At 41.4% G+C, this 12,744-nt stretch carries 9 protein-coding genes and 1 pseudogene; 8 read left to right on the forward strand and 2 right to left on the reverse strand.

Annotation, left to right across the window (positions count from 1 at the left end):
* Nucleotides 1–111: 111 nt before the first annotated feature.
* Entirely contained in the window at nucleotides 112–2,256 is a 2,145-nt protein-coding gene (locus tag ACLIIY_RS24515) for a serine/threonine-protein kinase (protein ID WP_434528687.1), read from the reverse strand.
* A 318-nt stretch (nucleotides 2,257–2,574) separates the two neighbouring features.
* Between ACLIIY_RS24515 and tagH the strand changes: the two genes are divergently transcribed.
* Nucleotides 2,575–3,744: a type VI secretion system-associated FHA domain protein TagH gene (tagH, locus tag ACLIIY_RS24520; protein ID WP_434528688.1), complete on the forward strand. Its 1,170-nt coding sequence runs from the start codon at nucleotides 2,575–2,577 to the stop codon at nucleotides 3,742–3,744.
* Between the two features lie 9 nt (nucleotides 3,745–3,753).
* Complete coding sequence (gene tssJ / locus ACLIIY_RS24525) at nucleotides 3,754–4,152, forward strand: type VI secretion system lipoprotein TssJ (protein ID WP_434528689.1); 399 nt, start codon at nucleotides 3,754–3,756, stop codon at nucleotides 4,150–4,152.
* A 43-nt stretch (nucleotides 4,153–4,195) separates the two neighbouring features.
* Here the strand turns inward: tssJ and ACLIIY_RS24530 are convergent, their stop codons facing one another.
* Nucleotides 4,196–7,222 (reverse strand): Tn3 family transposase, encoded by a 3,027-nt coding sequence (locus tag ACLIIY_RS24530; RefSeq protein ID WP_025499520.1) that lies wholly within the window; start codon nucleotides 7,220–7,222, stop codon nucleotides 4,196–4,198.
* Nucleotides 7,223–7,399: 177 nt separating this feature from the next.
* Here ACLIIY_RS24530 and ACLIIY_RS24535 point away from each other — a divergent pair, with 177 nt between their 5' ends.
* The 6 genes and pseudogenes from ACLIIY_RS24535 to tssL all read left to right on the forward strand — a co-directional run bounded on the left by ACLIIY_RS24535 (nucleotide 7,400) and on the right by tssL (nucleotide 12,741).
* A complete protein-coding gene (locus tag ACLIIY_RS24535; protein ID WP_023623169.1) occupies nucleotides 7,400–8,047 on the forward strand; it encodes a recombinase family protein in 648 nt (215 codons plus the stop codon).
* 711 nt (nucleotides 8,048–8,758) lie between these two features.
* Nucleotides 8,759–9,445 (forward strand): hypothetical protein, encoded by a 687-nt coding sequence (locus ACLIIY_RS24540; protein ID WP_049874738.1) that lies wholly within the window; start codon nucleotides 8,759–8,761, stop codon nucleotides 9,443–9,445.
* Complete coding sequence (locus ACLIIY_RS24545; RefSeq protein ID WP_025499522.1) at nucleotides 9,429–9,857, forward strand: hypothetical protein; 429 nt, start codon at nucleotides 9,429–9,431, stop codon at nucleotides 9,855–9,857. Before ACLIIY_RS24540 ends, ACLIIY_RS24545 begins: the two co-directional genes overlap by 17 nt.
* Before the next feature lie 135 nt (nucleotides 9,858–9,992).
* Nucleotides 9,993–10,091, forward strand: a pseudogene (locus tag ACLIIY_RS24550) (type VI secretion system lipoprotein TssJ); the annotation flags it as partial.
* Nucleotides 10,092–10,147: 56 nt separating this feature from the next.
* Nucleotides 10,148–11,437 (forward strand): type VI secretion system baseplate subunit TssK, encoded by a 1,290-nt coding sequence (tssK, locus tag ACLIIY_RS24555; RefSeq protein WP_434528690.1) that lies wholly within the window; start codon nucleotides 10,148–10,150, stop codon nucleotides 11,435–11,437.
* 14 nt (nucleotides 11,438–11,451) lie between these two features.
* Complete coding sequence (gene tssL / locus ACLIIY_RS24560) at nucleotides 11,452–12,741, forward strand: type VI secretion system protein TssL, long form (RefSeq protein WP_434528691.1); 1,290 nt, start codon at nucleotides 11,452–11,454, stop codon at nucleotides 12,739–12,741.
* Nucleotides 12,742–12,744: the final 3 nt, after the last annotated feature.

The raw sequence follows: 12,744 nt of genomic DNA on the forward strand, positions 1-12,744 counted from the left end.
TTTATACGGATTAGCACACTCTAAAATAAAGTTAGTCATCAGTTTGCATAAAGGCAAGTGGTTTTTGCGACAAAGAAGGGGCGATATGCCCCTCATCAACTTTTGTAGTCATTAACTCTGTTCTGCGTCACTTTCTAACCGTTTTAATAGCTCGTTCGCCTTTTTCATTGCACGCCTTGCACTCTTGGATTTTCGTTTATTCAGCAAGATATCGGAAAACTGAAGGTATTTATCAGCAGTTTGGAACCTAAGGTCGTTAATGTCTTGAAAGCCCGGCGGAAAGTTCTCGGCAAACGCGTCAATGTCTTTTACTAACTTATCGAGATTTACAGTCGTGCGAGCCTGTTTTAGGCGGTAGTGCAGCCCTTCAAACTCCTCTTGATAGAGAAGGCGGGCGGCATCCGAGGGGAAAACAAGTGGGGTAGTGCTGTCTTTGGCTGTCTCATACAACTTCATTTCCAACACGGCATCTTTCATCGCATTGCTGAAAGCCAAGTTTTCTTGATGTTCTTCAGATTCAGAAAAGAACGTATTTCCAACCTTAATCAAGGTAACTAAAGCGGCAGCATCTCTCAGTTGAAGCGCGTCATTCAAATGCTGTCCAAATACTTCACTTGCTAGAGAGCTTGGTGTGAAAGGGTATTCTTTGTGGATCTCTTGCAGCTCTTTCTTGAGATCATAGATCGATTTCTCACCTTCAACCTGAGCATAAACGGATTTTTCTAAGTGGCTGTTTATCTGGCGTGCAATCGCAAGAAGCGTTGAATGTTTACTTGATTGAATATCCAATGCCAACACTTCAATTTTGTGTGAGTCAGGGTAGTAAACTTTTGCCTGTTGCAAGATGGATTCAATTTGGTCGTAATTTGGGTAAGTGGTGACATCGGAATTCAGTACATCATCAATTTTAGACTCAAATTCGCCCAAGAGGTGAGGCTTATACAGGCGTAGGAAACCAGCCTCAATCACAGGATGTAGCCCTTGTTTGTCATCTATTAACGCTTTTGTGTCTTCTGGTAATGTATTGAGTAACTGTTCGGCCAACTCGATCGTTTGCTCTTTCTCTGCCAGTGCTAGGTTTAGTTTGGAGATCGTACCTTGTTGCTGTTGATAGAACATGCCAAGTGCTGCCAATAAAGCGACACTAGCAGCAATACCAGAGTACAAAGGCCAACGGTTTTTATTGAGTCGTGTTTTTATATCAACACAGTTCAAGCCTTGATGTACGGTTCCTGTTGCAAAAGCATTAGCGAATAGACTCCACTTTGAGAAGGGTAAATTAGTTGGCTTCCTCACTTTAATACCTTTCTTCAACGCTTCGTCGACAGGGGTACGGCCATAAGGATGCTTGCAGCTTAAAAGTTCAAAAGTGATACAGAAGAAGGCAAAAAGGTCGTCACTGAATTTAGGCTCTTTACCCGACAAAATGTCTAGTGACGCATAATTTGGTGTATAGCCAAGTGTGTCTGTATCTTGGGACTTCCGCTTAGCGGCGTATTGGTCATGTTTTAATTGCTGAGTTTTTGATACACCAAAATCTAACAGTTTCACTTTTCCCTCAGACGTGAGGATGACGTTGGCAGGTTTTAAATCGGCATGAACGACGCCGAGTGAATGCGCATACGACAACGCGTCCAGCGTTTGATTAAGAATCGATAGGGCAGCGTTGTATCTTAACCCGTCCGGTCGAGAGCGTTGAATTATCCCTTCCAAAGTTTCACCATCAACGTACTCCATAACAAGGAAATAAATGTCACCATCAACACCAAAGTCGTAAACGCGGATAATATTCGGGTGGCTTAACTTCTGAGTTTGTTGTGCTTCACGAATCAGCATGCGTGCGGTCTCAGGCTGCGAGGCATACTCATTCTGGAGAACTTTAAGTGCGACATATGGAGTATCGGAACCGGACGATTCGAGGATCTTGTCTTTCGCTAAAAAGACATCACACAAACCACCATGACCAATTAAAGACTCGATTTCATACCGGTTTTTGATTGTCTCACCGAGTAAAGAATCAGGACGCTTTTTATGAGCGCTGTTCTCGAAGTTAGAGTGAGGGTTACCCATTGGTGGAATAGTGTTTTGATTATGAGACACTTTTGTATTTGTCTCATTATTATTTTGGGCTGAGCCTTCATTATTTATATTACCCATCTTGTCGTTTGTATTTTCTCTTTTTTGAGTCTTTACAATTTTTGTTTTATCACCATTCGAGTCTTTATTTATAGAATTGTTTTTACTTTGGTCGTCCATCACGAGGCTCCATATAAAATGATGGTGTGAATATATAATTCATCAACTAATGAAAAATAGTTAAATGTTGATTTCTCGGTAAAGCTAACATCGGTTTTTTGACGAATGAAAGATTTAGCGTCAAAAATTTGAACCTCGTTGTATATTTTGTTCTGGGTAATAATCCTCGATTGCTTTGCTGTAAATTTAATTCATTATTCCGTTCGTGAAATCTAATTATTATTTGATTAGGCATTATTAACTTTAGTGTTAATAAGATGTCGCCTAACTATTAAGAACTAAATTTATATATTAAGCAGTTCCTTTGGCGAGGTTTACATGACGTTGGTTTTAACTATTACGAGCTTTCATAAGTTCACTCCAGAGATAGACAACGAATTCGTTTTTGACGCGACAGGCGAGCATGAGAAAGTCAGTTTTGGTCGCTCAGAACAGTGCGATTGGACGTTGCCAGACCCTGAAAGAGTCATTTCAGGTAAGCATGGAGAGCTGATCAAGTTTGGTGACAAATACTTGATTAAAGACCTCTCCACTAATGGCACTTTTGTAAACAACGCAGTCAGCCCTGTTGGTCAAGGAAATGAATTAGCACTGAATCATGGTGATGTAGTGACCCTCGGCGATTATCAAATTCAAGTCAACCTTGAAGAGCGTTGCATTGACGATTCTTTAAATGAGTCCAATAAAATCAATGAATTAGATGAGGAGGTTGCTATTGAAAACTTGGCTCACGACAACTTTGGTTTGAATGCCTCAGATCTATTAAAAGAGAGCGTTTCTTCCGAGTTTCAACTAGATATTGGTCTCATGGATGACTTTTTAGATGCACCTACATCTCACTCTCAAGATGACCGAGAAGAAGAAAAGCTACCTTCTCATACTCCAATCTCACATGAGTTCGATGAGAAAAATGCACAGGCTTTTATTAGAGGTTTGGGTATCAATCCTAATATGGTCCCAGATGAAGGCAGTGAGCAATGGTTTGAGCAGTTAGGCCAATCGTTTTCCCTGATGCTATTAGGCTTAATGGAAACATTACACAATCGTGCCGAGTTTAAACAAAATAATCGTTTGAATCATACGGCGTTTAGAAAATCTGAAAATAACCCGTTAAAGTTCTCTGCTAATTTAGAAGATGCAATTCATAATTTATATAATCGCCAATCGGAAAGTTTTATGCGAGCTGATACCGCGATAAAAGAAGCGTTCTTTGATATTGAAAATCATGAGCGTGCCTTAATGAAAGGTGTCGAAGGTACTGTATCAAGTGTTATGTCATTAGTAGAACCAGCAACGATTTATTCTGATGCTATGTCCAATGATAGTGTCTTAAATAAATTAATTCCGGCGAGAAAATATGCATGCAGTTGGAAAAAGTTTGAAGGTATTCATCACCAATTGACAGATGAAGTTATAAATAAAGAATCGCCATTTTATTTAGAAGATTTTGCAAAGCATTATGAAAGCGCGCTAAAAACTAAAATTTAAGGGATGATGATGAAAGTGATAATGAAAACTCTAGTTCTACTTTTTACTGCACTGCTTACGGGCTGCTCCGCTGCAAACCTTGTGGTTGCCCCTTACGCTGATTTAGAGCTAGCTGCAAAACATAACATCAACCCTGATTCAAATGGTAGACCTTCCCCAGTCGTAATTTATGTGTTTGAGCTCACTTCTTCGACGGTGTTTGAAAGCCAAGATTTCTTTTCAATATATGAAAACTACGACACGGTTTTGGGGCCAGATTTAGTTAACAAGTATGAGATATCGCTAACGCCTGGCCAAGAAGAGGTTTATCACGCAAGTATGTCTGCTAAGACGAAATATCTCGGCTTAGTTGCGGCTTTTCGAGATATAGGGGAGTTGCGCCCATTTCAGCGAAAAGTCCAAAGTTAGCTCTCAGCCCTTTATTTACAATGGCTGAGAGCATATAGAGTTTTTACGCGACCATTTCTAGCATCTCTTCTTCTCCTAGTGGCGCTAAGTTTTCAAGTAATCTTTCTAAAACTATATTGTCCTTTTTTTGACCAAATGTGTAATTCCCTGCAAGCTGGATATGACGCCAAGCAACGGGAGAAAGACCGGCTATCAACTCCACGACTTTTTGGTTTCCTTCCTTCTCAAATTTTTCAATTAAGCTAGATAACAACGCCGAATTATAATAAATGATGCAGTTCGCAATGATCCTCGCACAGTCATTCCATTGTTCTATCTGATAATCATCCCCACCACGAAACTGATTTCCATTGATTGAAGCAATCGCTCGGCGCAATTGGTGATAGGCCTCACCGCGATTCAGAGCTTGTTGAACAAAGTGTCTAAGCTCTGAATCATCAACATAATCCAAAACGTAGAGGCACTTTATGAGCCGATCATATTCTCTAAGCGCCGCTAATGTTCGTTGATTCTGTTTACCATTAGATAGTTTCGTTATGATGGTACTCTGCGTCGTTGTTTTACGGCTTAGCGAACAGATAATTCTTTGAATATTATGCCACTCTCGCTTAATTAAGGAGGTGTTAAATGGCTTACGCAGCCTCAAAACGAACGCTTCTCCGTAATCAATCTCAAACAAATCATGGAAGACATTTTTAAACTTGGCATAGCGTGGAGCAAACTGGTATCCGAATAGGTCAAGGATCGCAAAGTTAACGTTATTGACGCCATGAGTGTCGGTGGCCAGAGTTTTTGGGTCTATATCACTGGTATTGTTATAGAGTAAGTCAAAAGCATGATGCGCTTCATACTCGTTCGCTGAAATGACTTTAGTGTTCACTGGTACGTGGTTTGATACTAGTGTGAGAGCCGAAACACCTTTTCCTTTACGGAAGTACTTTGCCGAGAATCGCGCTTTAAATGTGTTTATACGACAAGCATGTTTTTGACCATCAATACTACCAAACGGAGCTGATTCATTAATTGTGTAATAGCTGAATATTGGGAGCTTTGCCAAGGCATTGGAAATCACATCATTTGCGTTACTGGTGGTTTCTGGTCTGATATACCCATCATTCACTGATCTTAATACCCCAATAGCTCGGTCTGATATCGACGACATATGGTGTAAGCCATAATTGGAACCATTACCAAAAATACACGCCAATAAGTCTTCTTCTCTTGCCTTACTGCCTTGCTTTTTGGTCGCTATATTCTTAAATGCATCGAGATACCCCGTTTTCTGATGGACATAGTCCATGATTTCGATGATCCCCTTATGTTGGAGTTGGCTGTAGACAGGATTATCTACTTCCTCCTTCCAGCGCTTATTGGCAAGCTTCCAAGTGAGTTGATTTGATCTAGGTTGATGGACAACAAAATCATTTGCACCGTCATTAATGTTGCGGCTGACCACCTCCATTTTCTTACGTAAGGTCTGTGTTAAATTGGTAAGCGTTTTCTCAATAGGAGTCGTTAACTTTTCTAGCCCGGTATTAACAATAATATGTTCTCTATGCTCCCACTCAGAAATAGGGATTAAGTCATCTTCTAGGCGCTTATTCTTTGCACTCTCATTGATGAAAATATGATTGCTATCAAGCATTCGTGAAACTTTTTGGTACAAGTAATATTCAAATCGCCGCGGATTAGCACTGCCTGCTTCTACGATGTGCCCCTTATCTTGCTTAAGAATAAGCCTCTGATCTGCTGTGCAAATGTGTTTTTCTTTTTGGAGTTCTGACTTTGCCGCCTGCAACTGAGAGGCAAGCAATGATTGCCCAGGCTCACATTCAATATCAATAGCAAGAAAAAGAGGTCTTATCGTCTTCACTACTTTTCTGTACTGGGTGTCGATGTACTCCCATTCATACTGACGCTTGTCGAAGTTTTTTTGATGTAGGTGCTGACTGATAAGCTGTAGCTCATCTTTAGACATGATGTCGAAGGCATTTTGCCGTACATCACCAAAATTGACTTGATCACTCACTGAGTCATCCACGAAAAGCTTCAATATGCTGCCTGCATGGGTTAGCTTGTCCCTAACCACTTCTAATTCATCGGCTATTTGCTGCTTCGCTGCCGCTGAGGCGGCTTCTCTTTGTTTTCGAGTCGCATACTGAAAGGCTGTCACTAACTTGTCATTCGTTTCTTGGTAGCGAAAGAATAAATAGCACACCATATACAACAGCCCCTGCCATTCAGGAAATCGACGAATTTTGTAAATAGATTGATGCCGGATAATAGAAGCGTAATAGTTCAAGTTCCCTTGTGACAACCTTAGCTCGCTGATGAGGCGTTTCACATCCTGATAAACACTCTTTATGGTATTGTGTGCCTCTATTTCACGATTAAGCTCTGCTGGAGTAAAGTCTTTAGCCGAGCCTTTTTGTATTGATAGTTGGTTTAGCCGCCCCTTGGTGTGTAGTATTTTCTTAAGTTGGGCTCGAGTTGTATCTGACATTTGATTTGAAAGAATTGACTCTGTTCGCTGTCGCTCATTTGCTAAGACAGTGGTGATCATGTTCTGTAATGTCGAATATCCAACCAAGCCAATGCGCTGTTGACCGAAGAAAGCCAAGCTCTCATCAAAAATGTATTTAGGATAGGTACATATCGTAGCCACATCTTGCAACCTTTCTAATAACGCCTTCTCGGCTGATTTGGTTAATCGTTTGAAGCCGAGTAGTTCGTGCATCTTCAAGATCAGTGTCGCTCGTGTGCTTTTAGCAATGAGGGGATATTTCGGTTTTCTGTTGGGGAAGTGAGTGGCGTAAATGTAATCAACATCTTGTTTCACGTCTCGCAATCTAAATTGCGGCACAACTGGCTTGGCTCGAAAATAGCCAATTAGGAGGATCAAATAAATTTTAGTTTCAATCTTTCCCATGTTTGATAGCGCTTTCTCGATACTCGGGTCTATCGAGAAAAACTCTTCACGCTCATTCTGATTAAATGCGAGACGGGAGTAAAGTTCATGGACTTCTTGTTCCGTTAATATTTGGATTCGACTTGGTTTAACTTTTCTCATTGTTTTTTATTTTGTGTTAATAAATATTGAACGACTCGACATAGGGATAACTGTGCCTGCATGAAATTTGAGTCTACCTAAAAGACATGGGTTAAATTTGACATCAAACCCTGCAATGTCATAACCTAAATGACACAACCATTAAGATCATCATGTAAATGTCATATCGAGTGAATTATGTACATATTTGGCTACCTAAGAGCATCAACATCTGATCAAAATGCAAAACGTGCTCAGAGCACCTTACAAAGCTTTGTTCAAGATAAAGGCTACCGTGTAGCGGGTTGGTATATTGAGAATGAATCAGGCGCGTCTTTGCAAAGACCTGAACTTCTACGATTACTTGATGATGCTGCTGTTGGTGATGCGATCCTCATTGAGCAGATTGACCGCCTTTCACGTCTTGATGAAAAAAGTTGGTTTACATTGAAAGAAATGCTGAGCAAGAAAGCATTAAAAGTGATCAGCCTAGATTTACCGACCAGTCATATCGCTCTATCTCCTCAAGTCACCGATGAATTTACCAGCTCTATGATCAAAGCGATAAACAGCATGATGATGGACATGTTGGCAGCCATCGCTCGCAAAGATTACCAAGATCGGCGTCGCCGTCAGGCTGAGGGGATAAAAAAGGCCAAAGAGGAAGGGAAATATCGTGGCAGACAACCAAACCTCGAGCTCCACGAAAAAATCTATCAGTTGCGAGTCATCAATAAATTGAGTATTCGCGACACCGCAAAACTGACCAATGTCTCGGACAGAACGGTCATTCGAGTGGCAAAGAGGTTAGAGCATGAACGTTTAATTGATGATAAGACATATTGATTTTTGTCACTGCCAAAATGAGCGTTTTGATAGTGAAGTTGCCTATTCAACATATGACCAATATGACGCACCAAGAAAAATCGCTATGATTTCATACTCTTTATTCGACAATGTGAGCAAGTCATGAGCAAAAATCCTCCACCGAGAGGTCGAAACTATCCATTCGCACAGCGCGGTAGTGCTTTTTGGGAAAAGTGTCACGTCACATTCGATCAAGCCGTTGATATGTTTTATGACCAAACCGCTATGCAGCAACATTTAGGGCATGATCCTATTGTGAATTCATTGGTTTACAAAAGAGTTACATATCCCACTATTTTTGATGCTCAAAGAGCATACACACAGGATCAAAATGCCTTTTATCAAAAGAAAGAGCAGGAACAGCTCGCGCTTGAAGCAAGAGGCATCAAGGCATTTAAGAACATGAATGATGCGATCCGTAGTCGTTTAAATCCTACGGAAGATGGTTTAGCTAATCCGCTTGAGCGTCCTTTAAAACCAATGGGTGAAGCATCTAAGAGTATATTTGAACAGTTCACTAGTGAACTCGTTCATGAGCCGTCAGGTCGAAGTACAGACATCGCTTCCGTTCAATCCTATTCTCCAGTTAACGACCCTTATGGTTCAGAGCCTTTGTTATATAGCCAAACTCAAACGGTTGAAAAAGTATTGAGTGATTCTCTTGCTTTAGAGTGTTCTCTGGAAGATGAAATGGCTAAGAACATGCAGCATGTGCTTATCACGGATTTAGAAGATGCGCACAAGATATTGCATAACGTTTGGGTCGATTCTGGTAAAGATGTTGCCGCTCTTGCTGCGAGTATTAATACAGCCAAATCATGGTTCAACCACACAGAGCCGATGTTTGACGCTGCGTCTATTGCTAAGCAATTCGGGGATATGAACATTAAGGCGGATCTTGTTGAGAGCAGAGGAAAAATCTTTGTCGCATTCAATGGGACAGATCTGAACGGGAAAGCACTCAAACATGCGCTTGTAAATGGCACTCGTGTCAACATGAATGGAAAAAAATACCCGCTGAACTCATTTAAAGCAATGCAAACTGGTTTTAGCCCGAAATCTAGGGCTGCAAACTTTAAAGGTGCAGGAGTTTTAACGTTTGTAGTATCGGCGAGTATTGCTACCAGTGACCTAGTATTCAAAGATGATTACCACCTAGTGGATTGGTTTGGGAATGTTGGCTCTGACATGTTCAAATTTATGCTCCAGACAGCCGTTGGTGAGGCATCTTTGTTCGCGGTTGCTGCTCTTGGTGGTACGGTTTTAGTCGGTGCTCTTGCGTGTGTTGCTGCCTACGTAATTATTGAATGGGCTTGGGGGGAGTTTAAAATCTCAAACACAATTGTTAGAGAGTTAGAGAATGTTATCCAAAACTAGCGTTAGATTTGCAATACTTTTTATGTGGAGTTTCTTTTTTCCTAGTTGGTTTTATGTATCTAAAGGAGTATTAGAAGATTATCTTGATCTGTTGAATCATGCTGATCTTGTACAAGTTTCAATAATTACTTTATGGCTACCCGTAGGTTTTTTTGGGGTGCTGCTTTATTTGTTGTTTTTAACACCTAAGGCTTTCGTTCGTGGTGAAAAAATAAAAGAAATTTACCGCTCTCAAACAATAAAAATCTGGGATAAGATTGTAACTATATTTGCTTTATGCGGAATTGCATTTGCTGTTGCCTGGACATACCACTCTATCGATTTGTTAGAAAAATATGGGTATGTGTACAGCCGAGATTTAACAAGAATCACTCCAACAGGAATACATCTGATGTACGTGAAAGCTCGATGATTTAGTCACAATGTTTGAATTTAAAAAGGCTCCTTCGGGAGTCTTTTTATTCGCTACTACTCTTCGGAATCCCTTGTAACTAAAGGCCTGAGAGCCAACTTTGGACTTTTCGCTGAAATGGGCGCAAAACCCCATATAGAAAACTCAAATTGGCGACAGGTAATTAAGGTTGATCAAACCGGGTACAACACCTACCAAATTCAACTAGACGATTTGTCTTTGTTCGTTAACTAATCTTGATTGGCGATAAAACCATGACACATTACTCCCGCACAGCATGGTGTGAGGGGATGTTTTTACGTCCTCAACATTTTCAACAAAGCGAACGCGCGATAGAACAAGAATTCAAGGGGCTAAATCGCTTGCAACAACCCTATAATTGGGGCGTTTACAAAGTCCTTGTTAACTCAAACAGCCTTAAAGAAGGGCTGGTGGAAGTTGAGAGTATAGACGCAATTCTGCCTGATATGACGGTCGTCCAACTGCAGAATGCAAGTGCTGAGCTCAGCCCTTTGAGCATTGAAAAAGGTACGCAAGACACGCTCGTTAAACTTACCGTGCCAGCGAAGAGCTTGAAAGAGAAAATGGTCGCTGATGTTAGCGAAGGCTTGGTGTCGCGATATTTGTTGAAAGATATTGATGTTATTGATGTTCAGACAGGTCAAGACGAAGAGTGTATTCAAGTCGCATCATTGAACATGGCGTTGAAAGCGAACAATGAAAAGCTTTCTGGTTTTGTTGAATTGCCCATTCTAAAAATTAAAGAGGTAACAAGTGAAGGTGTTGTTATCTTGGATGATGAATTCACGCCACCAAACCTAAACGCGCTTAATGATCAAGCCATGATGAGCTGTCTTAAAAACGCCTCCGCTATGACTAAGATTCGTGCTGATGTCGTCTCTCAACGTCTGCTTCAAGGAAAGATGGCTTCTGCATCAGCGGTGGATTTCATCATGCTACAAATGCTAAACCGATACGAGACGATTCTTAAGCACCTCGGTAAATTAGAGCAAATTCATCCGCTTGAGCTTATTACTTTATTGAAGGGCTACGTCGGCGAACTCTCAACATTTTCTAGCAAGACGAAACGTATCCCTACGTTGTCTGATTATGATCATATAAACCTGACTCTTGTTGTTCAGGAGCTTAACCAAGTGTTAAGCCAATATTTAAGCGTTGTACTCGACCAGACTGCCAACAAGTTACCGCTAGAAGCTCGCCAACTCGGTATACATGTCACACCATTGCCAGACAAGCGACTACTTGCTTCCAGTCAGTTTGTATTGGCTGTAAAAGCTGATACGAGCACCGAAGAGATTAGACGATTGGTACCAGCGCAACTTAAGTTTGGGCCAGCAGAACAAATTCGTGACCTCATCAACAACCAGATTAATGGCATCAATGTTGCGCCACTCAATGTCGTTCCGAGGCAGATTCCTTATCAAACTGGGTACGTCTACTTTGACGTCATCAAAAAAGGGCCTTTCTGGAACCGGCTAAAAGAGAGTGGAGGTATCGCTCTACAGTTATCTGGCCAATTTCCGAATGCAGATATTGAGCTTTGGAGCATTAACCAATAACGGGTGACGTCACTATGGAACAGACAATTATTAAGCCAACGCCAGGTGGAAGGCCAGTAGCCAAAGTATCTCAGCCACAATCGGCAGACAGTACTGTGGTGATTTCAAAAAGCGCCGAGGTTGTGAACAATGACACGGTAGTCGCATTTGGCACTAACCCAATACTGGCGGAGGCTAATGGTATCCTTTCTATCATTGGTCAGGTAAGAGCAACGGCGACTCACTCTGATGTGTTCTTTTTAAAAGAAACGTTAGCGCAGAAACTTAGAGATTACGAGAATCGACTACGTCAGAAAAATATTAACTTAGAAACGATAGATACGGCACGTTACTGTTTGTGTTGTGCAATTGATGAAGCGGTATTGAATACAAATTGGGGTAGCCAATCTGCTTGGAGCCACGATTCATTATTAACGTCGTTTTATTCGAGCAGCCAAGGTGGTGAGGCATTTTATCAACACCTTGAAAAATGTATCTCTTCTCCAGAGTCTCATTTAGACCTTCTTGAATTAATGTATGTCTGCTTGTCTTTGGGCTTTGTCGGTCAATATCGATTAGAGAAGAACGGACTCGAAGCGCATCGTCGTTTGAGGAAACAGGTGATGGCGACGCTCAAGAATCATGGCCGAGGTATGCAACAAGGCTTGAATGATAATGTCGAAGCCCGTCTTCTTAATGGTGCGCAAATCTCTGAACGAGCGCCTTTGTGGGTTGTTTGCTCGGTCACACTTGCTTTGTTGGTGTGTATTTTTATGTACTTTAGTTATGACCTTAACAAAGCCTCCAACCAAACCTTTACCAACTTGATCAACTTGATCGCTCCGGTACAAGTTGAATCAACGGTTCAAACTGATTCTCAAGTTACCGATATCGCTGAACGCATTTCCATGTATCTCGCAACAGAAATCAGTAAAGGTTTAGTCACGGTCGACGCGCTTCCAGACCGAGTTCGAATCTCCATCAAAGCTCAAGATCTCTTTGAGTCTGGAAGTGCCGAGGTTGTTGAATACATTCAGCCCGTGATATCCAAATTGGCTCGAACCTTAGAAGCGACAGAAGGGAAAATCTTGGTCGCAGGACATACCGACGACAAGCCAATTTTTACCAGCAAATATCCTTCCAACTGGCACCTCTCTCTGGCTAGAGCTACCGCGATGTCTGAGCAGTTAATCGCGAATAGTGCTTTAAAGGGACGTGTGTTGCCTGAGGGGTTAGGAGATGCGAGGCCGTTGGTAGATAACACTAGCGACGAGAACCGAGCGCTTAATCGCCGAATCGAAATTGATCTAATGGTTGCGAACTAAGGA

Source organism: Vibrio sp. K4, from assembly GCF_051122595.1.
Taxonomy (GTDB): domain Bacteria; phylum Pseudomonadota; class Gammaproteobacteria; order Enterobacterales; family Vibrionaceae; genus Vibrio; species Vibrio owensii.

Excerpts from the sequence above, each read along its gene's own strand:
- tssK (WP_434528690.1), top strand. The coding sequence starts at position 10,148 with ATGTTTTTACGTCCTCAACATTTTCAACAAAGCGAACGCGCGATAGAA.
- tssL (WP_434528691.1), top strand. The coding sequence starts at position 11,452 with ATGGAACAGACAATTATTAAGCCAACGCCAGGTGGAAGGCCAGTAGCC.
- tssJ (WP_434528689.1), top strand. The coding sequence starts at position 3,754 with ATGAAAGTGATAATGAAAACTCTAGTTCTACTTTTTACTGCACTGCTT.
- ACLIIY_RS24530 (WP_025499520.1), bottom strand. The coding sequence starts at position 7,222 with ATGAGAAAAGTTAAACCAAGTCGAATCCAAATATTAACGGAACAAGAA.
- ACLIIY_RS24515 (WP_434528687.1), bottom strand. The coding sequence starts at position 2,256 with ATGGACGACCAAAGTAAAAACAATTCTATAAATAAAGACTCGAATGGT.
- ACLIIY_RS24535 (WP_023623169.1), top strand. The coding sequence starts at position 7,400 with ATGTACATATTTGGCTACCTAAGAGCATCAACATCTGATCAAAATGCA.
- ACLIIY_RS24545 (WP_025499522.1), top strand. The coding sequence starts at position 9,429 with ATGTTATCCAAAACTAGCGTTAGATTTGCAATACTTTTTATGTGGAGT.
- tagH (WP_434528688.1), top strand. The coding sequence starts at position 2,575 with ATGACGTTGGTTTTAACTATTACGAGCTTTCATAAGTTCACTCCAGAG.
- ACLIIY_RS24540 (WP_049874738.1), top strand. The coding sequence starts at position 8,759 with ATGGCTAAGAACATGCAGCATGTGCTTATCACGGATTTAGAAGATGCG.